This is a genomic window from Streptomyces griseorubiginosus (assembly GCF_001514195.1).
In the GTDB taxonomy this organism is placed as follows: Bacteria; Actinomycetota; Actinomycetes; order Streptomycetales; family Streptomycetaceae; genus Streptomyces; species Streptomyces griseorubiginosus.
In genome coordinates, this window is record NZ_KQ948736.1 from 1,247,463 (window position 1) to 1,269,872 (window position 22,410).

Here is a 22,410-nt window from a genome sequence, read left to right on the forward strand (position 1 = left end):
AACGGGACGACCCCCGACTCTCCTTCCCCGCGCACTTCACCCCATCAGGTGACTCCTCCCGTCGGTGGCCGCACAAGTCCCTTCGCATAGGCGTAACGCACCGCCTGTGCACGGTCCTTGAGTCCCGCCTTGGCGAACAGGTTGTTGATGTGGGTCTTCACCGTGGCGGTGGAGACGTGCAGTGCGCGGGCGATCTCCTGGTTGCTGAGCCCTTCGGCGATCAGCGCCAGCACCTCGACCTCCCGGGCGGTGAGCCCGTCGGGCGGTTCCACGGAGCTGGCCGTCGGTTGAGGCGGCTCGGGTTGCGACAGCCGCTCAAGGAGCCGTCGCTGGATGCTCGGCGAGAGTCCCGCGTCCCCGGAGAGCACGCTGTGCACGGCCCGTACGATCTCGTCGCCTCCCGCGTCCTTGGTGAGATAGCCCCGGGCTCCCGCCTTGAGCGCGGGGAACAGCGAGTCGTCGTCCGCGAACGTCGTCAGCACCACGACCTGTGTGCCGGGGTGCTCGGCCCGGATCCGCCGGGTCGCCTCCACCCCGTCGCAGCGGGGCATGCGCAGGTCCATCAGCACCACGTCCGGGGCGAGTTCCGCGACCAGCTGCACCGCCTGCTCGCCGTCCCCCGCGGCACCAACAACCTCGATCCCGGGCAGCAGGCCGAGCAACATCACGATGCCTTCGCGGACCACGGTCTGGTCGTCCGCCACGACCACCCGCGCGGGCTTCGTCTGCGCCCCCTCCGTCATACCGGCACCCTCAACGTCACCATGAACCCCTCGTCGTCCGGCCCCGCGTCCAGCGAACCGCCCAGCAGTTCGGCGCGCTCCCGCATCCCCAGCAGACCGTACCCGCCTCCGGTGGTGGTGAGTTCACCCGGCGAACCACCGGAGTCCCGGACCACCAGCGTCACCTGGTGCTCGCCGTACTCGAGCCGCATCCGGACCTTGGCTCCCGGCGCGTGCTTGCGGACGTTGGTCAGGGCCTCCTGGGCGACCCTGCGCACCGCTTGCGACGCCTCGGCCGGCAAGGGCCTGCGCTCACCCGAAATGGTGGCTTCGGCCCCGTCGTCCGTGCCCACGAGCTGACTCAGGAAGTCCTCCAGCGGGGTCATGTCCCCGCGCAGGGCCGACAGTGCCTGCCGCGTCTCGGCGAGACCGTCGCGCGCCATGCCCCGGGCCGCGACCACTCGTTCGAGGATCTGGTCCCGGTCGGCCCCACCCTCTATCAGCAGCCGTGCCGCCTCCAGATGCACCAGTTGAGCCGAGAGGCTGTGTGCCAGCACGTCGTGGATCTCCCGGGCGATGCGGGCCCGCTCCCCGAGTGCCGCGGACTCCGCCTCGGCCGCTCGGGCCGCCCGCTCCTGGGTGAGCAGCCGCTGGGCGCTGCCGCGTGCCTCGGCGTCCAGCCGCAGGACGTAGCCGGCCAGGGCGAGTCCCGCGGTGGTGGCCAGGGTGGTCAGCCATGCGTCGTCGTTGACCGCGGCGTACAGGGCGAGGGCGACCACGGTCACCGGCAGGGCGGCCGCGATGGGCAGCCGCTCCAGCGCGGTGATGGCGCAGCCGCACCACAGGACCAGGGCGATCACTCCGAAGTCGGCGGCCTGGGCCACGACCGCGATCACCATAAGGAGGCTGTAGAGCGCCAGGGAGGGCCAGAGCCGGTGCGCCAGGGTGGTGCGGAAGAGTGCCCAGCCGGCGACCGCGGCCGAAAGGATCGCAGCCACCGCCACGAGCACACCCCAGCCACGGACATGGGTGCCGTTGAAGGCCCCCCACAGCAGCATGGCGAGCACCAGCGCCCGTGTGACCCAGCCGAGCACCCGCCGGGGGCGCGTGGCCGCCTCACGGGTGAGCGCCTCCCGGGAGGGCCAGCGGGTCCAGCTGTTCTCCGTCACCCGCGCACCTTCCCCGTGGACTCGAACATGCGCTCACCGTACGCCGGTGCCGGGGCGACGGCCGGGCGCAGCGACTGCGCACGCCAGACCAGGATCGCGGAGCGCACCAGGAGGGTGGCGGCCAGAGCGAGCAGCAGCGCGGAGGAGTCCTGGTGGACACCTATCGCCGCACCGAGCGCGAAGAGGCCGACGCGCAGCCCGATGCCGACGCACCAGACGGCTCCGCTCGCTTTGGTGCTCCTGCTCCACACCGTCCCGTCCGGCTCGGTCCAGATGCGGCTGGTCCACGCCCATCCGGCTCCGATGGCGAGGCCGGTGAGCAGCTCGGCGACGAGCAGGGTGAGCGATGCCGTGTGATGCCGGGGGTCCACCAGCCCCGCCTCCCGGAGCGCCACGACGGCCAGGATCACGGGGAGCAGCCACCAGCGCCGCCCGGTGTCGATCCGGCTTGCGCGGAACTGCCGGGCGATCACCACGATCACCGCGACCACGATCAGCAACGCATCGACGAGCCCGGACATCACAGCCTCCGTGAGCGAGGAAGGGACCGCCGGCAGCGGATGCCGCCGACACCTTCGAAGCTACGGAAATCCGCAGGTCGGGAGATCGGAGCGGGGGTGGATCACGGGTGGATTCCGCGGGGGCCGCGCCCTCCACCCTCGGGTGGAGACGCCCTGGTCGACGGCGGCTGGACCTGCGCGTGACGTGAGAAATGACCGCCGAGTCGAAGGCCGTTCCGCCGGCCGTAGGAACCGCCGCGTGGACGCTGCCCCGGAAGCCCCGCCAGGCAACGCAGTCGACGAACCTACTTCATCCGTCACCGCAGCCCAGTCGGCAGGCATCGACCGCCGGCCACCACCGACAGAGTCGGACGCCGGGCCCTGATCCCGTTGCACCCGCGGCCATCACCCGTCCCCAAGGTGAAGAGGCCGCGCCGACCACCCACCCCGACCACACCCGCGCAAGCCACCCGACCCGGCCACACCCGCGCAAGCCACCCGACCCGGCCACAAAAACCGAAGCCACGATGCGCGTGACCGCCAAACCAGCCCGAAGCCCGGACGAGACCCGAAGCCCGGACGAGGCCGATCGCAGCCCCGCCCGAGCCCAGCGCAGCGACTACGCGTCGATGCGCGACCGGTCCAGTGTCGCGGCCGACCCGGAGATGAACTCCTTCCGGGGCGCCACGTCATTGCCCATCAGCAGATCGAAGACCTGCTCGGCGGCCTCGAGATCGGCGAGGTTGATCCGGCGCAGAGTCCGGTGCCGGGGGTCCATCGTCGTCTCGGCCAACTGGTCGGCGTCCATCTCGCCGAGGCCCTTGTACCGCTGGATGGCGTCCTTGTAGCGGACCCCCTTGCTCTGGAACTCCAGCAGCTTCTCGCGCAGCTCGCGGTCCGAGTACGTGTAGACGTACTTGTCCTGCCCCTTCTTCGGCTGGACGAGCTCGATCCGGTGCAGCGGCGGCACCGCCGCGAACACCCGGCCCGCCTCCACCATGGGCCGCATGTAGCGCTGGAACAGCGTCAGCAGCAGGCAGCGGATGTGCGATCCGTCGACGTCGGCGTCGGTCATCATGATGATCTTGCCGTAGCGGGCGGCGTCGATGTCGAACGTCCGGCCCGAGCCCGCCCCTATGACCTGGATGATGGCGCCGCACTCGACGTTCTTGAGCATGTCGGTGACGGACGACTTCTGCACGTTGAGGATCTTGCCGCGGATCGGCAGCAGCGCCTGGAACTCGGAGTTCCGGGCGAGCTTCGCGGTACCGAGCGCGGAGTCTCCCTCGACGATGAACAGCTCACTGCGGTCGACGTCGTCGCTGCGGCAGTCGGCGAGCTTGGCCGGCAGCGTGGAGGACTCCAGGGCCGTCTTCCGGCGCTGGGCGTCCTTGTGCTGGCGGGCCGCGATGCGCGTGCGCGCCGCGGCGACGGCCTTCTCCATCACGACCCGGGCCTGGGCCGCGGCGTCCCGCTTCGTGGACGTCAGGAAGGCCTTGAGCTCCCTGGAGATGACGGTGTTCACGATGCGGCGGGCCGCCGAGGTGCCGAGGACCTCCTTGGTCTGGCCCTCGAACTGGGGCTCGGCCAGGCGGACGGTGACGACCGCGGTGAGGCCCTCGAGAGCGTCGTCCTTGACGATGTCGTCCTCGGCGACGCGCAGCAGCTTCTTGGCACGCAGCACTTCGTTCATCGTGCTGGTGACGGCCGTCTCGAAGCCGGCCACGTGGGTGCCGCCCTTGGGGGTGGCGATGATGTTCACGAACGACTTCAAGGTCGTGTCGTATCCCGTGCCCCAGCGCATCGCGACATCGACGTCGAGCTCACGGGTGACCTGGGTCGGGGTCATCTGGCCGTGTTCGTCCAGGACCGGGACGGTCTCCCTGAAGGTGCCCTGGCCGGAGAAGCGGAGGACGTCGTTGACCGGCTTGTCGGTGGCCAGGTACTCGCAGAACTCGCTGATGCCGCCGTCGAAGCGGAAGGACTCCTCGCCCTTGCTGCCGCCCTCGCCGAGACCGAACTCGTCGCGGACGACGATGGTCAGGCCGGGCACCAGGAACGCCGTCTGGCGGGCGCGCTGGTGGAGGTTCTCCAGGGAGAGCTTGGCGTCCTTGAGGAAGATCTGGCGGTCGGCCCAGTACCGCACACGCGTGCCGGTCCGGGTCTTGGGGATCTTCTTGGTCTTGCGCAGGCCGCTCGTGGCGTCGAACTTGGCGTCGGGCCCGGTCGCCGCGAAGGCACCCGGCACGCCGCGTCGGAAGCTGATCGCGTGGGTGTGACCGCCGCGGTCGACCTCGACGTCCAGTCGCGCGGACAGGGCGTTGACCACGGAGGCGCCCACACCGTGCAGACCGCCGGAGGCCGCGTACGAGCCGCCTCCGAACTTGCCGCCGGCGTGCAGCTTGGTCATGACGACCTCGACACCGGACAGGCCGGTCTTGGGCTCGACGTCGACCGGGATGCCCCGGCCGTTGTCCCGGACCTCCACGGAGGCGTCGTCGTGGAGGATCACCTCGATGTGGTCGCAGTACCCGCCCAGGGCCTCATCGACGGAGTTGTCGATGATCTCCCACAGGCAGTGCATGAGACCACGGCTGTCGGTCGAGCCGATGTACATACCCGGGCGCTTGCGTACGGCCTCGAGCCCCTCGAGGACGAGCAGGTGCCGCGCGGTGTAGTTGGAACCGTCCCGGTCTGCTCCTGCCAGCAGAGCTGTGGACGGCACGGACGTCTCGGCGGTCACGCGGTTCGCTCCTCGCTGAATTTCAGGTGGGGCCCTTCTGGGTAAGGGCGCGGCATCGGTAGCCGCCATGAGGGTACCGAGGCCTGGTAGAGCCGTTGTAACGCCACCCTCGTGCGGAAGACAGACTAATCCAGAGTCGCATACCTGTTCGATCCCTCGATGGGGTGAAGTACATATCACGTTCCCTCGGGGGCATGAACCATTTAGGCTCCGGGCACGTCCTCATGAACAACCGGCAACCCAGCCGGCGGGACCGACCTTGACCGACCAGCGCGAAACCGTAAGACACACAGACACGCAATACGGCACATTCGCCGCCAAACCGGCAGCAGCCAGCCGTCCGGAAAATTTCTCTCTGGGAGAAGCCCCGAGCGGGAACGTTTTGGGGCTGGTTGGATGTTGACCCTGGTACGACAGCTCGTCGAGCTAGAGAAGAGGCGACGTGACTACTGTTCTGACCCCCGCGAGCCCGTTGACGGCCGCAGACCGCTGCGACCGCTGCGGCGCCCAGGCGTACGTACGCGTCGTCCTGATCAGCGGCGGAGAACTGCTCTTCTGCGCCCACCACGGTCGCAAGTTCGAGCCGGAACTCAAGAAGATCGCCGCTGAGATACAGGACGAGACGGAGCGGCTCACGGCCGTTCCCGCTACCGCCTCCGAAGAAGAGCGCTGACACTCGCGTCCACGACGAGCCGGCGCCGACACAGGTCGGCATAAGGGCGGCTGCCCCTGCACCCAGGGGCAGCCGCCCTTGCTCATGGCTCGTACGAGACCGCTCAGCGCCTCTGAGGCGCTCCTGCACCGGTCCGCGGTGCCGAGACGGCCCCTGGGGGCCCCTGCTGGTCCAGAGTCCGCATGACGTCGGACACGCGCGTGTAGACGCCGGGCCAGCCCGCGCGCCCGCAGCCGTTCCCCCAGGACACGAGTCCGACCAGCTTCCCCTGTGCGACCAGCGGACCCCCGCTGTCCCCCTGGCAGGAGTCGCGGCCGCCACGCTCCTCCCCGGCGCACAGCATGCTGTCGGCGAGGTAGGTGCCCTCGGCCGTACCCGGATAGGCCTCACGGCATCGCGTGTCCGACATCACATGCACCTGTGCGGCCCGCAGGCTTCGGGCGTAGTCACCCCCGCCCGTGATGTCGCCCCAGCCGTACACCGTGGCGGGCGTACCGGCCGCATATGCGCGATCACCGGCGGCCGCCATGCCGATCACAGCGCTCTGCGGGACGGGCTGGGCGAGCGTGATGACCGCGAAGTCCCCCGCGTTGGTCTGCGGGTCATAACCGGGATTCACCCAGACCTGGCGTACGGCGATCTCCGCTCCCTGGTCCGAGAGCAGGTCCGTACGCCCCGCGATGACCCGGAGGTCGCGCACCCGCTCCGGTGGCGCCCCCAGCACGTTCTCGCCCATGCAGTGGGCCGCGGTGAGCACCGTGGTCGGGTCGACGGCGACACCGCCGCAGAACTGCCCGGCGCGCGTACCCCCGAACCGGTCACGGCTGGACAGGGCCACCGTCCAGGGTGCCGTGGACACATCGACCGGGAATCCCCCGACGACAATGCTGTCGGCCGCCGCAGGGGCGGCCGCCACCAGCGGTATGGCCGCGGCCACGGCCGCCAGAACCAGCGGCCCGGTCAGCGTCCGGGCAATGGGACGACGCATGCATGCTCCTCACTCCGTGTGGTGATCGGAAACCCAGAGTCATGCAGGGCGCCTGTGCGCGCAGCACGAAGGCCCGGCCCCTGGGCAGGGACCGGGCCTTCGGTGTCGTACGACTACGACCTAGTCGAGGTAGTCGCGCAGCACCTGCGAACGCGACGGGTGTCGCAGCTTCGACATGGTCTTCGACTCGATCTGGCGGATGCGCTCGCGCGTGACGCCGTACACCTTGCCGATCTCGTCGAGGGTCTTCGGCTGACCGTCGGTGAGACCGAAGCGCATCGAGACGACGCCCGCCTCGCGCTCGGACAGGGTGTCGAGCACGGAGTGCAACTGCTCCTGAAGGAGCGTGAAGCTGACCGCGTCGGCCGGGACGACGGCCTCGGAGTCCTCGATGAGGTCACCGAACTCGCTGTCGCCGTCCTCGCCCAGCGGGGTGTGCAGGGAGATGGGCTCGCGGCCGTACTTCTGGACCTCGATGACCTTCTCCGGGGTCATGTCGAGTTCCTTGGCCAGCTCCTCCGGGGTGGGCTCGCGGCCCAGGTCCTGGAGCATCTGGCGCTGCACGCGCGCGAGCTTGTTGATGACCTCGACCATGTGCACCGGGATACGGATGGTGCGGGCCTGGTCGGCCATCGCGCGGGTGATCGCCTGACGGATCCACCAGGTGGCGTACGTGGAGAACTTGTAGCCCTTGGTGTAGTCGAACTTCTCGACCGCGCGGATCAGACCGAGGTTGCCCTCCTGGATGAGGTCCAGGAAGAGCATGCCGCGGCCGGTGTAGCGCTTGGCCAGGGAGACCACCAGACGGAGGTTGGCCTCCAGGAGGTGGTTCTTGGCGCGGCGGCCGTCCTCGGCGATGATCTCCAGCTCGCGCTTGAGCTTGGGAGCGAGCTTGTCGGCGTTGGCCAGCTTGTCCTCGGCGAACAGACCGGCCTCGATGCGCTTGGCGAGCTCGACCTCCTGCTCGGCGTTGAGCAGGGGGACCTTGCCGATCTGCTTGAGGTAGTCCTTGACGGGGTCGGCGGTGGCGCCGGCGACGGCGACCTGCTGGGCCGGAGCGTCGTCCTCGTCGTCGTCGGAGAGGACGAAGCCCTTGTTCTCGGCCCCCTCCTCTTCCTCTTCGCCGGGCTTGATCTCCTCGAGGACCTCTTCCTCGATGGCCTCGGCGTCGTCCTTCTTGGCGGTCGTCTTCTTGGCCGCCGCGGTCTTCTTGGTGGCGACGGTCTTCTTCACGGCCGCCTTCTTGGTGGCGACCGCCTTCTTCACGGCGGGCTTCGTGGGCTCCTCGCCCTCGACAGCGGGCTCGGCGGCGGGAGCCGCAGGGGTGGCGGTGGCGGTGGCCTTCTTCGTGGTCACCGTCTTCGCCGCGACCGTCTTGGTGGCGGTGCGCTTGGCCGGACTCTTCGCTGCGACGCTCTTTCGGGTGCGCTTGGGCTCCGCGGCACTGACCATCAGCGTCACACCCTCTTCCTCGAGGATCTGGTTGAGGCTGCGCAGTACGTTCTTCCACTGAGTGGCCGGAATCTGGTCAGCTTCGAAGGCCCGACGCACGTCGTCGCCGGCGATCTGCCCCTCAGCCTTTCCCCGCTCAATGAGAGCCATGACAGAGACGGACTCGGCGATCTCCGGCGGGAGCGTACGGGATGTGCTGGCCGACACGAACAACCTCTCGGAACGTTGGAAAACGGCTTCCGGCCCCGTCCATGACGGACTGGAGCCGACCACCGACCTGGGAAGGGCCGACGGCGCGGGCGGGGGCCGGGGAAGATGCACAGCGCCTTGAACGGCGTCCGTATTCCCTCCGCGGCTGTCACCTCTTAGGTCATCGCGCTGTTTCCACGAGCGTTACGCCCAATCTGCGTGGCCCGAGTCACACCCCGTAAGTAACCAAAAACGGTCAGACACGGGCAGACATGGTCAGCCGGTGGCTCCGGTCGGCGATGCCCGGAAATGCTCTCACCCCTGCGCGCCGTCGGACCCCGCAGGGTCCCTGTAGACCCTGCGGGGTCCGACGGCGGCGGTTCGACGGCCGAACGATGCTGCGGGAAGGGGAAGGCATCCCCGGCCGCGCCGCCCGCTACGCGCGGTCAGTGCTCGCGCGGGGCGGGCACCACGCGCTCCACCTCGGGGTGGACGGTCAGAAGTTGCCGCATGGCCGCTTCCGCTGCCATGCCGTCGCCGGTGGCGAGCGCGTCGACGATCCGGCCGTGGTGCGCCAACGACGACTCGTTCGGCCGGTCGCATCCGGTGACCGGGCCGCCGGAGACCTGGAGGGCGGCCGAGACGATCCCGGAGAGGTGCTCCAGCATGCGGTTGCCCGCGACCTGGATGAGCAGGGAGTGGAACTCGGCGTCGGCGCGGGAGAAGGTGAGCGCGTCGCCCTGGTTCATGGCGTGTCCCATGATCTCGACCATGTCGCCGAGGCGCTGCTGGACGTCGTCACGGCCGTGTCCGGCGGCCAGGCGCGCGGCGAGCGGCTCGATCGTCCAGCGCAGCTCGCTCAGCTCGCGGCGCTGATCGTCGCGCTGCGGTCCGAAGGCCCGCCATTCGATGATGTCCGGGTCCAGGAGGTTCCAGTCGCTGACGGGACGCACGCGCGTGCCGACGTTCGGGCGGGCACTGACCAGGCCCTTGGCCTCGAGGACGCGGAGCGACTCACGGACGACAGTGCGGGAGACCTCGAAGCGCTGTCCGATCTCCTCGGGGACGAGCGGGCGGTCGGCGCCCAGATCACCGGAGACGATCATCTGTCCGAGCTGCTGGACGAGTTGGCCGTGCAGTCCGCGCCCGCGGCTGCCGGCGGCTCGTCGGCCCACGCGGCCCAGCTCCGGGTCCGAGCCGTCCCACATGGAGGCTCCGACCCGGCCGACAGCCGGGGCCTCGGCGTAGGGGTAGCGGTCGAGTTCGCCCGGGCCGGCCAGACCGGAGTCGGCGGAGCGGGCGGCGGTCATCATGGTGTGCGCAAGGGTACTCACGGATCCTTTGTCGGCGTCGCCTCCAACTCCCTTGAGGTCTTTGGTGAAAAGCACACGAAAGGGTGATCGCTCACCCCGTCGCAATTGACGCCTTATCGGAAAGAAATGCGCTTTCACCGGGGAGTTGTGCGCACGTCGGGACCGGAACGGCACGGACGGTCGTCATCGAACCCTGCCGCGCAGGCTCGTGAGCAGATATGCACACAGCAGAGCGGTCAGCGACAACGTCAGTGCGCCACCCACAGGTTGAACGATCACGCGTACCGCTCCGGCCAGATAGCGCCCTCCACCAAAGGGCCACTGGACCAGGAAGACCTCACGCAGCCGCGCGGGCAGTCCGGCCGCGGTTCGCACGGACGCCCCCTCCAGGACCCTCTGTACGAGGGGTACGCCGAGGACGGGCACCGATACCACCGCGGCGAGCCCGGCCGTGGTCGACCGGAAGATGCCGGCGGCCAGGACGCCTGCCCAGGCGCACCCGATCACGAGTCCGATCCAACTCGCGCTCAACACCAACCAGTCGCCGGGAACTTCCGTGAGCTCCCGTCCGTAGACGAGGTACAGCACTTCGGCGTCGCAGCCCACCGCGAGAAGAGCCAGCAGCAGTGCGGTGACCGCGGCGACGACGAGTTTCGCGGTGAGCAGCCCCAGTCGGCGGGGTACGGTGCCGCGGTCCGCGGCCAGGGCGGGGTGGCGGAACTCGTCGCCGAAGGCGAGCGCGCCGAGCAGTCCCGCTCCGAGAGCCGCAGGGGGCAGCGGCAGTTCTCTGGGCCATGCGGCCAGCAGGCGGGCTTGCGGGGTGTGACCGACCCGCGCCAGGAGTACGGCGGTGAGGGCGGACGTCACGAGTACGGCCGCGGCGGTGAGGAAGCCGGTGCCGATCCCTGTCGCGCGCCGGATTTCGTAGCGGAGAGGGCGCAGGGGGCCGGCGGCGGTCCTGACGGAGATGGGGGGCGGGAGGGGGGAGGGGAGGGCGGGGGACGCCGAGGCTTTGCCGGGAGCCGAGCCGCTGTGCACGCTCTCTTCCGGCGAGTCGCTGCGGGCCTCCTGACCGGTGTGCCGCAGGCGTTCGCTGTCAGCCTCCAGGCTGCTGCCGTGCCGCGACCGGCCACCGTGCGCGTCCTCGCCGGCCTCAGCGCCTCCCCCGGCCTCGGTCTCCGGGGCGCCCACACCCGAGTCCGGGCTTCCTGGACGGCGGCGCCCTCCAGGGGTCTCCTCCCCTGGCAAGAACCCCGCGCCCGGACCCATGTCCCCGGTCTCATCCGCGAGTTGGTGCACGAGAATGCCGTGACGGAACGCGATCTCGCCGACTTCGGCACACGTACCGCCGTACACGGACAGCCGGTTGCCGCCCTCCCGGACGACCTCGACGGAACGGTGCGCCGCCCGCGCCTCCTTGGCCAGCAGGGCAGCGAGGCGGACGGCGTGAGGACTCCGTACGGCGACACGGGGGCGCAGCCTGGTGCGCGCGAACTCCGGGGCCTCCTGGTCGGCGGCGAGTCTGCCCTGTTCGAGCGTGACGACCCGATCCGCCACGCGCGCGGCCTCCTTGGGCTCGGCCGTGGTGAACAGGACCGTGCCGCCTCGGACGGCGTGCGCTCGCAGCATGCCGTGCAGCCAGCGACTCTCCCCGCTGGAGAGACCTTCGGCCGGCTCGTCCAGTACGAGGCTGTGCGGGTTGGGCAGCAGGGCACAGGCCAGACCCAGGCGGCGGTCCATGCCGCGCGACAGCGTGCCGAGACGCTCGTCGCGCAGACTGACCAGCCCCACCGCTTCGAGCACCTCGTCGGCGCGCCTGACCGGCACACCGGCCGCCGCGCACAGCATCCGCAGATGCCCGCGGACCGTGCGCGCGGGATGGCCTGGCACATCGCCCAGGAGCACGCCGACCTCGCGCGAGGGATGTGCGATGCGGTGCAGCGGACGCCCTCTGAACTGGGTGATGCCACGGCCCTGTTGGAGTTCGAGCATGAGTCTGAGCGCCGAGGTCTTGCCCGCGCCCGTCGCTCCGAGAAGCGCGGTGACGCGGCCCGGACGGGCTTCGAAGGACACGTCGTCGACCGCGAGCGGGAGGTCCTTGCGGGAGGTGCTGGTCAGTCCGAAGGCCTGGATCACCCGTAGCAAGATAGCGCGTTATGTCCGGTTTTCGATGGCGTCACACTTCGGGGCGCAGCATCGGGGGGTTGAGCAGAGTGGCGCCGCCGGCGCGGAAGAGCTGAGCGGGGCGCCCGCCTTGCCGCGTGGTCGTACCACCGGTGGGGACCAGGAAGCCCGGCGTACCCGTCACCTTGCGGTGGAAGTTGCGCGGGTCGAGTGCAACGCCCCACACCGCCTCGTAGACGCGACGCAGCTCACCGACGGTGAACTCGGGCGGGCAGAACGCGGTGGCCAGCGACGAGTACTCGATCTTCGAGCGGGCTCGCTCCACACCGTCCGACAGAATCTGCGCGTGGTCGAAGGCCAGCGGCGCGACCGGTTCCCCGTCGCGACCGTAACCGCCCTGCTGCAACAGCTCCTCGACAGGCGCCCAGCGTGCGTTGCTGGCATCGCCACCTGCCCGGGGAGCGGGCAGATCAGGGGCCAGAGCCAAATGGGCGACGCTCACCACGCGCATCCGAGGATCACGCTTGGGGTCACCGTAGGTCGCCAGCTGTTCCAGGTGCGCGCCGTTGTCCTGGACGGGGACAGCCGGGTCGTGTGCGCGCAGTCCGGTCTCCTCGGCCAGTTCCCGGGCTGCTGCCTGCGCCAGATCCTCGTCGGCCCGTACGAAGCCGCCTGGCAGTGCCCAGCGCCCCTGGAACGGCGGCTCGCCCCTGCGCACCGCGAGCGCGCACAGGGCGTGGCGACGCACGGTCAGTACGACCAGATCCACGGTGACGGCGAAGGGCGGAAAGGCTGACGGGTCGTAGGGCATGCGGCGATCATAGTCGTCTGCCTGACGATAAACACTCCCTTCGCCTGTCGCGGCAACGGTTGATCCACTGCTCCCCAGGGCAGATTCCACCTCTTGTTCGCGGCTACTGCCCGAGGCGATGTCGTACGAGGTCACGACCCCAGTTGTAGTCCTTCGGCAGCCTCCTCGACCATGGCGAGCCCGAGTCTGCTGACCCGTACCGAGAACGGGGCGCCCGCGATCCTCAGCCCGGTCAGTCCGATCTCGCCGAGAGGCACGCTGCGCATGGGACGCAGGGTGACGGTTCCCGCCGGGGCGTCCGGGCGGACTCCCGCCAGGGCACTCAGCAACAGCACTCCCGCAGCCGCTGCGGTCGCGGCGGGACGACAGGCCGCCGGATGAGGCAGCGGAGCGCTCCCCTCCGAGCGCTGTTCTCCGGCGAACATCTCTGGGAGCCGGTGGCCGAAGGTCTCGGAGGCCGCGAGCAGACCTCGCAGGAGGGAGCCGGCCTCCTTCTCGTACCCGGCGGCGGCCAGCCCCGCGACAGCGACAGCCGTCTCGTGGACGCGAACGGCCCCCGTGCGATGACCGAAGGGGTTGTATCCCGCTTCCCTGGCACCCAGGCCACGCAGCCCCCATCCCGAATCCATGGCCGGGCCACCGAGCAGCCGGGCGAGTTGCTCGGTGTGCACACTGTCGAGGAGTCCGGGCGCCAGTTCGCCGCCGCCGAGCAAACCGGTGTCCAGGAGATGGACGGCCGTGGCTCCGAGGTACGGCAGGAGGCGGCCGTCCGGAGCACGTGCCGCCGCCGGGCGGCCGCCACCACGGTCCTCGATCCAGAATTCCCGCCGGAAGGCCGTTCGCAGGTCGCGAGCCCATTGCCGCAGCGCCGTCGCACCGGGTCTATCGAAAGCGTCGAGCAGATCCGCACCGAGGACGGCCGCGCGATGCGCGTGGGCCTGCGTCTCACAGCGGGCCGGACCACCTGGTTGCGGGTCATGGAGATAGGTCCCCTCCCCCACGGTCGCTCGCATCCAGCCCAGGCAGCGCTCGGCCGTCGGGAGCAGGTCTTCCGTCTCCTGTCGCGAGAGCCCCCACCGGAAGGCCTCCGCGAGCAGCACGGGGAAGAGCAGGGTGGCTTCGGTGCCGGTACAGCCGGGCGGCAAATGTGCCCCCGCGTCCCGGCGTGGTCCTGGGATCATTCCGGACAGTGCCTCGAGGGTTCCCGTCTTTCCTCGTCGCTGGGTGCGGGCGAGGGTTCGGAGTGTCCCGGCGGCGAGCCCGGTACCGAGCGGCAGGGCCATGCGGGCCGCGGCGAGTGCGTCGGCCGGGGCCAGTCCGCAGCGCCAGGGGACTCCGGCCGCGAGATGGGTGTCGGTGGGGTGTGCCGGGTCGCGCAGCAGCAAGGACCGGAGATCGTCGATGCTCGTGTGCAGGAGAGGCTGGAGCGCTGGGTGGTCTCCCGTCGCGCGGGCGGAAGCGAGGGGACTGGTCGACGCACGCCCGGCGGCCCGGACGGGAGCTGCGCCGTCGAGACGTACGCGCAGCTCCAGACCAGCCGTGCCACCGGGCGGCAGCTCGAACTCCCAGCGCAGCAGGCCTGCCGACGCCAGCGCGTCACTCGGGGGCGGGTCTGCTGTCACCGAGGCCCCACCGGAGGCGCCGGACCAGCGCAGACCGGAGTCGTGAACGCTCGCGGACAGTTCAGGTCCCGCTCGGCCCGACGCGATGGCGCCCAGGTCCGCCAGATCCGAGCCGAGTGCCACCTCCACGGGCAGCCGCAGGGGGCGGGGGGCGGCGCTGCGCAGCGTGATGCGTTCCGTCCCGTCGGCGTGGCGGCTTCGTTCGACGACGACGTCGGGGTCCGGGCTCGGGCCAGGGGAGACCCGGACGACGGCGACGAAGCGTGCACGATCGGCCGCGGTCGCCCGTGCCTGGACAGGGAGCGGTTCGCGGCCGGCGACCCGGACCTGGCACCGGGAGAGCACCCGCCGGCCCGCGCGGTAGAAGCCCTCCAGCCCCTGGCCGGTCAACTGCCCCTGGGCTGTGGAGATGGCGAGGCCCGGGAGTGCCACACAGATGATGGTCGAGTGCGCAGGGGGGAGGTCGGCCGGTCCTCCGCGGCCCGAGGAGCCGCCCTGAGGCAGCGGTGGCCCGGACGGTACCGGTCCCGGAAACCGGGCGGAGCGGCTCCCGGCCGAAGCCGTAGTCCGACTCGGCTCCACCGGCGTCGACGGACGTCGCGCGGGCCCTGCCGGGGGAGACGACTCGCGCTCCCACGACGCCGAAGGCGTACTCCCCCATCGATCGGACGCCCGGTGCTCTGCGGTCACCGATGTGTGGTGTGTGCCGGTCGGGAACCGCGGCTCGGGTGTGCCGGTCGGGAACTGCGGCTCGGGTGTGCCAGTCGGGAACTGCGGCTCGGGTGTGCCGGTGTCGGTGACCACCCGCTGCGGCGGTCCGACGCTCCCGGTCCAAGCCGCCTTCGGCGCACCACGGGCCGACGGAGCGTCGTCGGTGGAGGGCGGAGTCGGCTGATGCAAGGGTCGCTTCCTCTGCGCTCTGCGCGGCACGGATGGGTGCGGCGCCCGGTGCGGGGCTTCTGCCAGCTGCGGGGCTACTGAAGGACAAGTGCTGGGCGACGGCACAGCCCGGTCGGGCTTTCCGCCACTCAGGTGAACGGGGCTGAGCTGTTCCGAGTCACGCCCGAGACCGGGGAAGCCGACCGAATGGCGGCGAGCCGGAGGTGCCGTCCGGCGACACAAACGGGCCAGCCCACGCGCGACACGTTCCCAGCGGTCGCTCACCCCTCCCCCTCGGCGGCACCGTCAGTGGCACCACGTCCAGGCCGAGTGCCCTCGGGTGGGCATGTGGCGTCTTTCCCCGTGGCACGTCGGCGCACGGCACCGGGACGTGTACGGCCGACCTCGCGGGACGGTGGGCGCGAGTCCTCCACGCCGGACGGTCGCCCCTCACCTTGCCCAGGGTGCGTCAGGGCATCGCCGCGAGTGCCACTACGAGTCCGCTTGCGTCGACGGGCGGCCGTGGGAGGCATGGACGCCGGGACGGGCTCGAACAGGCGCGAGGGAAGACTCCCCTCGGAACCGAGAGCCCGACTGCCGTCGGAGTCAGCCGTGTTTGGCAGCCCCGAATCCTCGACCGTCTGTTCCTCATCGGACGGGCAGACCTCCGACCGGGCCCCCGTCTCACGCGCCTGGCGTTCCGCGCGCAGGCACCGACGGATCGACTCCGGGTCCAGTCCCTCGTTGCAGGCCTGGTGCAGAAGCCGGGCGAAGAGGTAGCTCGGATCCGCTCCGAGGGCCATGGCCAGTGCCTCCCTGGCCTCGATCTCGTCGCCCGCGGACCACGCGACCCACCCGGCGAGCGTGAGCGGCGCCGCGGCGTGTTCGCCGTACGGCCCCACGCACCGACGGGCCAGTGCCCGCCACAGCCGGAGGGCAGGCCCCGTCTCCTCGGCCTCCATCCACTCGGCTGCCCGGTCCCGGGTCGTGCGGTCCTGAAGACCGAGGATGAGTTCCGCCGCCTCCTCGTGCCCCAGCAGTTCGTCGTCCCGCAGGTCCGCCTGGAGGGTGCCGGACACGGGTGGCGCTTCGGCGAAACGAGTCATGACGCGCCTTGCCAGCCGCACTGTCTCCTCCGCCACTTCCCTGCGGCTCGGCAGGTCGAGCATCCTGGGGATCAAGGCCATACCGGCGGTGTCCAGGGCGACCTCCTGCTCCAGGGCGGCAGCGGTCTCCCAGGGCTGCAACCTGCCGCGCAACTCACGCAGAGTGCCTCGCACCTGCAGACCGGCGTACGTCGCCGCGGCCGCGAGCACGGAGGTGCCGGGCAGACCCATCGGAAGTCCCTCCACGGGGCAGCATTCCTCGCTCGGACAGCAGTACGACCAGTAGCGTCCGCCGGAGATGCACAGGGCCTCGATCACGGGCACATCGAGCCGGCCGCATTCCGTGCGCAGCAGGGTGGCGAGCGGTGCCAGCCGCTCCGTGATCTCCTTTCCCGTCTCACCGGCTCCGGGTTCCTGGCAGAGGTAGGCGACCATCTGCTCGGGCCGGGCACCCCTGCGCTCGCTGCCGGTGATCAGCCCATGGGCCAACTGCCGGGCCACGGCCGCCCAGTCGTCCTTGTTGGCCGGAATGCCGAGCCGGGCTCGCCCACCGAACCGGCCACGGCCGTCCCGGTCGTGCAGGGCGACCAGCACGATGCTGTCCTCGGGCCGGTAGCCGAGGAGGTACGGCAGGGCATCGGCCAGTTCGCCCGGCGTCCGCAGAGTGACCTGGTGCTCGGCCCCGTGCGCGTCGAATCCGACCCGCTCACCGATGCCCAAGCCGTCCCCGACCCGCTCACCGATACCCAAGCTGTCCCCGCCCCGCTCACCGATACCCAAGCCGTCCCCGCCCCGCTCACCGATACCCAAGCCGCCCCCGACCGGTTCGCCGATGCCCGAACCGTCCCCGAACCGCTCACCGGTGCCCGTGCGGTCCCCGTCCGGCCCACCGCCCTCGCGGCCGCCGCCATCGTGCCCCCTGCTGTTCCGGCCGCTACCGTCGCGGCCACCTCCTCCCCGCTCATCCCCATCGCGCCCATCGCCGTCCCACCCGCTACCGCTTCGTCCGCGCCCGTCCCGTCCGTCGTTATTGCCGCTTGCAGCCGATCCGGTCGTTTCGCTGTGATTCGTCATGCGCAGACGATCTCGCGGATCGCGATCCTCCGCTTGCCCCTGTGGATAACTCCGATCAGGACCACGACAACCACCCGACTCGCCGTCCACAGATCGGCAGCGCACAGGCGTCCCCGCAGGTCCTTCGTCCACAGGCCGCCCGCCGCGGCGCCCGACTGTCCGAGCCGTCCTGTTGTATGGGAGGCATGACGCACACGAGCAAGGACGAACTGCGCGAGGCCGCTGACGGTATCCTCGCCCGGCTCGTCGGGGACAGCACCGGATCGGCGCGGTTGCGCGAGGACCAGTGGCGGGCCATCGAGGCACTCGTCGCCGACAAGCGCCGCGCCCTGGTCGTGCAGCGGACAGGGTGGGGCAAGTCCGCGGTCTACTTCGTGGCGACGGCCCTGCTGCGGGAGCGCGGCGCCGGACCTACCGTGATCGTCTCCCCGCTCCTGGCTCTCATGCGCAACCAGGTCGACGCGGCCGCACGAGCCGGCATCCGGGCCCGGACCATCAACTCCTCCAACTCGGAGGAGTGGGAGACCATTCGCGCGGAGGTCGCCGCGGGCACCGTGGACGTGCTGCTGGTGAGCCCCGAGCGGCTCAACAACCCGGACTTCCGCGACAACGTCCTGCCCGAACTGTCCGCCGCCACCGGCCTTCTGGTCGTCGACGAGGCGCACTGCATCTCCGACTGGGGACACGACTTCCGCCCCGACTACCGCAGACTGCGGACCATGCTCACGGAGCTGCCGTCCGGCGTGCCGGTGCTCGCCACCACCGCCACCGCCAACGCCCGTGTCACCGCGGACGTGGCCGAGCAACTCGGTACGGGCAATGGCTCGGACGCGCTGGTGCTGCGGGGCCCCCTCGACCGCGAGAGCCTCAGCCTGTCCGTGCTCCAACTCCCCGACGCGGCTCACCGGCTGGCCTGGCTGGCCGACCACCTGGGCGATCTGCCGGGCTCCGGAATCATCTACACGCTCACGGTGGCCGCCGCCGAGGAGATCACCGCCTTCCTGCGTGAGTGCGGGCACACCGTCGCCTCGTACACGGGAAAGACGGAGAACGCCGAACGCCAGCAGGCCGAGGAAGCTCTGCTCGCGAACAAGGTCAAGGCGCTGGTCGCCACGTCCGCACTCGGCATGGGCTTCGACAAGCCGGACCTCGGCTTCGTCGTCCACGTCGGTTCGCCTTCGTCGCCCATCGCCTACTACCAGCAGGTGGGACGCGCCGGACGTGGTGTCGAGCACGCCGAGGTGCTGCTCCTGCCCGGCCGTGAGGACGAGGCGATCTGGTCCTATTTCGCCTCGGTCGCGTTCCCGCCCGAGGAAGCCGTACGGCGCACCCTCGACGCCCTGGCCGGAGCGGACCGGCCGTTGTCGCTGCCCGCGCTCGAACCGCTGGTCGAACTGAACCGGACCCGCCTGGAGATCATGCTCAAGGTGCTCGACGTGGACGGCGCCGTCCACCGGGTCAAGGGCGGCTGGATCGCCACCGGAACGCCCTGGTCGTACGACAGCGAGCGCTACGCGTGGGTCGCCAAGCAGCGTGCCGCCGAACAGCAGGCCATGCGCGACTACGCCACCACCGCGGGCTGCCGTATGGAGTTCCTACGACGGCAGCTGGACGACGAGGAAGCGGCTCCCTGTGGCCGCTGCGACAACTGCGCAGGGCCCCGTTTCACCGCCGACATCTCTCCGGCCGCACTGGACACGGCAGGCGGTTCGCTCGCGCGGGCCGGGGTCGTGGTGGAGCCGCGCCGGATGTGGCCCACCGGCCTGCCTGCCATCGGCGTCGACCTCAAGGGCCGTATTCCGCCCGGGGAACAGGCCTCCCCGGGCCGGGCCCTCGGACGGTTGTCGGACATCGGCTGGGGCAACCGGCTGCGTCCGCTGCTCGCGCCCCAGACCCCGGACGCCCCCGTTCCCGACGACGTGGCCCACGCCGTCGTGACCGTGCTGGCCGACTGGGCCAAGGGGCCCGACGGCTGGGCCTCCGGCTCCGCGGACTCCCCCGCCCGCCCCGTAGGTGTGGTCACGCTGCCCTCGCGCACCCGGCCTCAGCTGGTCCAGTCGCTCGGGAGCCGGATCTCCGCGGTCGGCCGGATCCCGTTCCTGGGCTCCCTGGGCTACACGGACCACTCCGACGAGCTCTCGCTGCCGCGCTCCAACAGCGCTCAGCGCCTTCGTGCCCTGCACGGTGCGCTCATCGTGCCTCCGGCCCTGCGGGAGGCACTTGAGGCCGCCGGCGGTCCCGTGCTGCTCGTCGACGACATGACCGAGACCGGTTGGACCCTCGCCGTCGCCGCCCGGCTGCTGTTGCGGTCGGGTGCCCAGGGGGTGTTGCCGCTGGTGCTGGCGGTACGTGGCTGAGAGGCGTGGGAGTCGGCGAAGGTCTCTGCGCGCTTGCCGGTCGAGGCCTCGAAGAGCCGGGGCCGACGACTCCGAGCGTCGCCCGGCAAAACACGGGGTAGGGATATATGCCACCAACCATCCGATTCGGGTCGGTGGGCCCAATTGCTCGTTGCCGCAACCAAGTTCGACAGGAAGAATTGAAGTCCGCTCCCCGCACGGCTCGTCCGTGGACCGGTAGGGCTCTGCTGCGGTGCGCGCTCCCCCAATCCGACCCCGCCCCCGCATGGGCGCGTAGCCGAAGGGAGGACCGTGACCTTCGGATTCGCTCCGTCCTCCGCGGCGTCCACGTCGTCAACCGACCTGTCCGCCGCATCCGCCAACCCTCTGGCCCGTCTGCTCGAACCCGCCGAGTGGGCCGAGGCCGGTATCCCGCTGCTGCGCAGTCCGCGCGAGGTGGTCAGCGGGCTGCATTCCCGGCACCAGCCCAAGCCGGCGACCGCGATCGTGGCGGTTCTCGATCCGGACGAACGGCTGCTGGCGAGCGCCTCGTTCACGCGCCGCCCGGCACCGGCCGACGGCTGGATGTTCAGGAACACGCTGCTCTCGCAGCTGCGCCGGGTGATCCCGCACGACCTGCGGCGCCGCACCCCTGTGCGCACCGCCGTGCTGCTCTACTGCCGTGAGGGCGACGCGCGTTGGACGGAGGAGGACGGCGCCTGGATGTGGGGACTGCGTGACGCCTGCACCCTGCACGGACTGCGCTGTGGTGCGTACATCACTCTGACGCGGGACGGCTGGCAGGTCCTCGGTGAGGGACGCGGCGGCCGGCGCCCGAACGCGGCCTCCGCGCCGGAGCCCTTCGCCACGTCCGAGTCGCCGCCCCTGCTGCCACGCACCGGCGGCGCCGCCTCGGAGGTGCTGCGGCGCGCCGCAGCCCGCTGAGGACCACTGCTCCAGGAGGGGTGCGCCCCGCCCGACACGGTTTTCCGGCCGTACGTCACCGACGTACGGCCGGGGCGGGTTCACCACTGGTTCCCTACGCCCCGGTCACCGCCGCTGCTGCCACATCCCGGCGGACGCTCCCCTTAGACCCGCACTCCCCCGCCGGCATTCCGCACGGACGCGAGCATGCCAAATGCGCCGCCGTGCAGGTGCCGCACAAGCGGCACCATCGGTGACCTCAGGCGCCCCGAGTCTCCGGGAACGGGCTCAGACGCCTGCGCCCAGTACCGAGTTGATCTGCTGCGGGTCACCGCAGACGATCAGCAGGGCGCCGGCACGCGCATGAGCCAGAGGCAGGGCCTCGGCAGCAGCGGTGGCAGAGCCGCCGTTCACGGCGACGACGACCACGGGACGCGACGCGGCACGCGAGACCGCGGAGGCGTCCGCGTAGAACACGTCGTCGCCGGCGTCGTGCTGCGCCCAGTAGGCGGCTTCACCGAAGGACAGTTCGTGGGCGGCCCACGGATGCTGTTCACCGGTGGTGATCACCAGCACTTCACCGGGGGCACGGCCCGATTCCAGCAGCAGATCGACGGCCTCCTCGGCAGCGTCGAGCGCACCCGTGGCCGAGGCCGGGATGAGCTGTATCTGGGGAGTCCTCGAAGCCGGGGCCGGCGCCGAGACGGAGGGGGCAGCGGGGCCCGGGAGACCGGGCTTGGCCACGGCCACGTCGTGCGGCGTCCGCTGCACCGGCGGCGTCGGCCGCAGAGGGCCGGGACGACCGGGACGCGGCGGAGCCACGGGACGGGGGCCGGGTACGGGACGGGGGGTCGGCGCGGTGCGGCCGCTGGCCGCCGTGGCGCGGGGACCCTGGGCACTCTCGTGAATCTGAGGCTCCTCGGGAATGAGAGGCATGGGCTGATGTTTATCAAACGTCGGTGCGGCTCGCGTCAGCGGGTGGCACATCCGTGCGAGCGAAATCGTCAGAAATCGAAGCCGAGCTGGCCCTCGATCCCAGGAGTGCTTCCACTCGCCCAGCTGCGGGCCTTCTTGAGGTGCTGCCACTGAGGCAGCGCATCAAGATACGCCCACGACAACCGGTGGTACGGGGTGGGGCCCCGGACCTCCAGTGCGGCCTTGTGCACGGGTGACGGATACCCGGCGTTGGCCGCGAAGTCGAAGTCTGCATGGTCGATACCCAGTTCGGCCATCATTTTGTCGCGCTGGACCTTGGCGATCACCGAGGCCGCCGCGACCGCCACACAGGACTGGTCGCCCTTGATGACGGTCCGGACCTTCCAGGGCGTGCCGAGGTAGTCGTGCTTCCCGTCGAGAATCACCGCGTCCGGCCGCACCGGAAGGGCTTCCAGAGCGCGTACGGCGGCGATCCGCAGGGCGGCCGTCATCCCCAGGTCGTCGATCTCCTCGTGACTCGCGTGACCCAGGGCGTACGACGTCACCCAGGTCCGCAGTTCCTCGGCGAGTTCGGTCCGGCGCTTGACGCTGAGCAGCTTGGAATCGGTGAGGCCCTGGGGCGGTCGGCGCAGTCCGGTGACGGCGGCGCAGACGGTGACAGGGCCGGCCCAGGCGCCTCGCCCGACCTCGTCGACACCGGCAATGATCTTCGCTCCGGTCGTGGCGCGGAGGGAGCGCTCGACGGTGTGAGTAGGCGGTTCGTACGGCATGGCGCCCTTAGCCTACGCCGCCCGGATCACCCTGCGACACCCCGGTTTCCCTGACGGCCGGCGAGAAACTCGCGAGCAC

16 protein-coding genes are annotated in these 22,410 nt (G+C 70.7%); 3 read left to right on the forward strand and 13 right to left on the reverse strand.

The window, feature by feature from the left end; all coding sequences use genetic code 11:
- Window positions 1-44: 44 nt before the first annotated feature.
- The 4 genes from AQJ54_RS18100 to AQJ54_RS18115 all read right to left on the reverse strand — a co-directional run bounded on the left by AQJ54_RS18100 (window position 45) and on the right by AQJ54_RS18115 (window position 5,134).
- Window positions 45-743 carry a response regulator transcription factor gene (locus AQJ54_RS18100; RefSeq protein ID WP_062238490.1) on the reverse strand — a complete coding sequence of 233 codons (699 nt, stop codon included), beginning with the start codon at window positions 741-743 and terminating at the stop codon, window positions 45-47.
- Window positions 740-1,891, reverse strand: a complete 1,152-nt coding sequence (locus AQJ54_RS18105; protein ID WP_062238492.1) for a sensor histidine kinase — start codon at window positions 1,889-1,891, stop codon at window positions 740-742. The genes AQJ54_RS18100 and AQJ54_RS18105 overlap by 4 nt, the downstream gene beginning before the upstream one ends.
- Window positions 1,888-2,412, reverse strand: coding sequence for a CcdC protein domain-containing protein (locus tag AQJ54_RS18110; protein WP_062022552.1), 525 nt, complete (start codon window positions 2,410-2,412; stop codon window positions 1,888-1,890). The genes AQJ54_RS18105 and AQJ54_RS18110 overlap by 4 nt, the downstream gene beginning before the upstream one ends.
- Before the next feature lie 598 nt (window positions 2,413-3,010).
- Entirely contained in the window at window positions 3,011-5,134 is a 2,124-nt protein-coding gene (locus tag AQJ54_RS18115) for a DNA gyrase/topoisomerase IV subunit B (RefSeq protein ID WP_062022555.1), read from the reverse strand.
- 442 nt (window positions 5,135-5,576) lie between these two features.
- Here AQJ54_RS18115 and AQJ54_RS18120 point away from each other — a divergent pair, with 442 nt between their 5' ends.
- On the forward strand, window positions 5,577-5,807 hold the full coding sequence (locus tag AQJ54_RS18120; RefSeq protein WP_062022557.1) for a DUF7455 domain-containing protein: 231 nt from the start codon (window positions 5,577-5,579) through the stop codon (window positions 5,805-5,807).
- Between the two features lie 103 nt (window positions 5,808-5,910).
- Here the strand turns inward: AQJ54_RS18120 and AQJ54_RS18125 are convergent, their stop codons facing one another.
- The 7 genes from AQJ54_RS18125 to AQJ54_RS18155 form a co-directional block, all read right to left on the reverse strand.
- A complete protein-coding gene (locus AQJ54_RS18125) occupies window positions 5,911-6,795 on the reverse strand; it encodes a serine protease (protein ID WP_062238494.1) in 885 nt (294 codons plus the stop codon).
- Between the two features lie 120 nt (window positions 6,796-6,915).
- Entirely contained in the window at window positions 6,916-8,454 is a 1,539-nt protein-coding gene (locus tag AQJ54_RS18130) for an RNA polymerase sigma factor (protein ID WP_062022919.1), read from the reverse strand.
- Window positions 8,455-8,882: 428 nt separating this feature from the next.
- Complete coding sequence (locus AQJ54_RS18135; protein ID WP_079069894.1) at window positions 8,883-9,770, reverse strand: FadR/GntR family transcriptional regulator; 888 nt, start codon at window positions 9,768-9,770, stop codon at window positions 8,883-8,885.
- A gap of 162 nt (window positions 9,771-9,932) precedes the next feature.
- Entirely contained in the window at window positions 9,933-11,885 is a 1,953-nt protein-coding gene (locus tag AQJ54_RS18140; protein WP_062238497.1) for an ABC transporter ATP-binding protein, read from the reverse strand.
- Window positions 11,886-11,925: 40 nt separating this feature from the next.
- Window positions 11,926-12,684 (reverse strand): NUDIX hydrolase, encoded by a 759-nt coding sequence (locus AQJ54_RS18145; protein WP_030326766.1) that lies wholly within the window; start codon window positions 12,682-12,684, stop codon window positions 11,926-11,928.
- A gap of 131 nt (window positions 12,685-12,815) precedes the next feature.
- A complete protein-coding gene (locus AQJ54_RS18150) occupies window positions 12,816-14,738 on the reverse strand; it encodes a glycogen debranching N-terminal domain-containing protein (RefSeq protein WP_248845370.1) in 1,923 nt (640 codons plus the stop codon).
- Window positions 14,739-15,466: 728 nt separating this feature from the next.
- A complete protein-coding gene (locus AQJ54_RS18155) occupies window positions 15,467-17,101 on the reverse strand; it encodes a DUF4192 domain-containing protein (RefSeq protein WP_063806426.1) in 1,635 nt (544 codons plus the stop codon).
- Between the two features lie 449 nt (window positions 17,102-17,550).
- Here AQJ54_RS18155 and AQJ54_RS18160 point away from each other — a divergent pair, with 449 nt between their 5' ends.
- Together AQJ54_RS18160 and AQJ54_RS18165 are read left to right on the forward strand one after the other, a co-directional pair.
- On the forward strand, window positions 17,551-19,722 hold the full coding sequence (locus AQJ54_RS18160) for a RecQ family ATP-dependent DNA helicase (RefSeq protein ID WP_062238501.1): 2,172 nt from the start codon (window positions 17,551-17,553) through the stop codon (window positions 19,720-19,722).
- Window positions 19,723-20,013: 291 nt separating this feature from the next.
- Window positions 20,014-20,646: a hypothetical protein gene (locus AQJ54_RS18165; RefSeq protein WP_062238503.1), complete on the forward strand. Its 633-nt coding sequence runs from the start codon at window positions 20,014-20,016 to the stop codon at window positions 20,644-20,646.
- Window positions 20,647-20,913: 267 nt separating this feature from the next.
- On the opposite strand, the gene AQJ54_RS18170 is transcribed toward AQJ54_RS18165, so the two are convergent.
- Both AQJ54_RS18170 and AQJ54_RS18175 read right to left on the reverse strand, forming a co-directional pair.
- Window positions 20,914-21,561 (reverse strand): hypothetical protein, encoded by a 648-nt coding sequence (locus AQJ54_RS18170; RefSeq protein WP_079069895.1) that lies wholly within the window; start codon window positions 21,559-21,561, stop codon window positions 20,914-20,916.
- Window positions 21,562-21,629: 68 nt separating this feature from the next.
- A complete protein-coding gene (locus AQJ54_RS18175; protein ID WP_030326760.1) occupies window positions 21,630-22,331 on the reverse strand; it encodes a ribonuclease HII in 702 nt (233 codons plus the stop codon).
- Window positions 22,332-22,410 lie beyond the last annotated feature (79 nt).

What these genes read in the sequence shown, in the direction of transcription:
- AQJ54_RS18160 (WP_062238501.1), top strand. Translation starts at nt 17,551, where the DNA reads ATGACGCACACGAGCAAGGACGAACTGCGCGAGGCCGCTGACGGTATC.
- AQJ54_RS18175 (WP_030326760.1), bottom strand. Translation starts at nt 22,331, where the DNA reads ATGCCGTACGAACCGCCTACTCACACCGTCGAGCGCTCCCTCCGCGCC.
- AQJ54_RS18170 (WP_079069895.1), bottom strand. Translation starts at nt 21,561, where the DNA reads ATGCCTCTCATTCCCGAGGAGCCTCAGATTCACGAGAGTGCCCAGGGT.
- AQJ54_RS18110 (WP_062022552.1), bottom strand. Translation starts at nt 2,412, where the DNA reads ATGTCCGGGCTCGTCGATGCGTTGCTGATCGTGGTCGCGGTGATCGTG.
- AQJ54_RS18100 (WP_062238490.1), bottom strand. Translation starts at nt 743, where the DNA reads ATGACGGAGGGGGCGCAGACGAAGCCCGCGCGGGTGGTCGTGGCGGAC.
- AQJ54_RS18125 (WP_062238494.1), bottom strand. Translation starts at nt 6,795, where the DNA reads ATGCGTCGTCCCATTGCCCGGACGCTGACCGGGCCGCTGGTTCTGGCG.
- AQJ54_RS18145 (WP_030326766.1), bottom strand. Translation starts at nt 12,684, where the DNA reads ATGCCCTACGACCCGTCAGCCTTTCCGCCCTTCGCCGTCACCGTGGAT.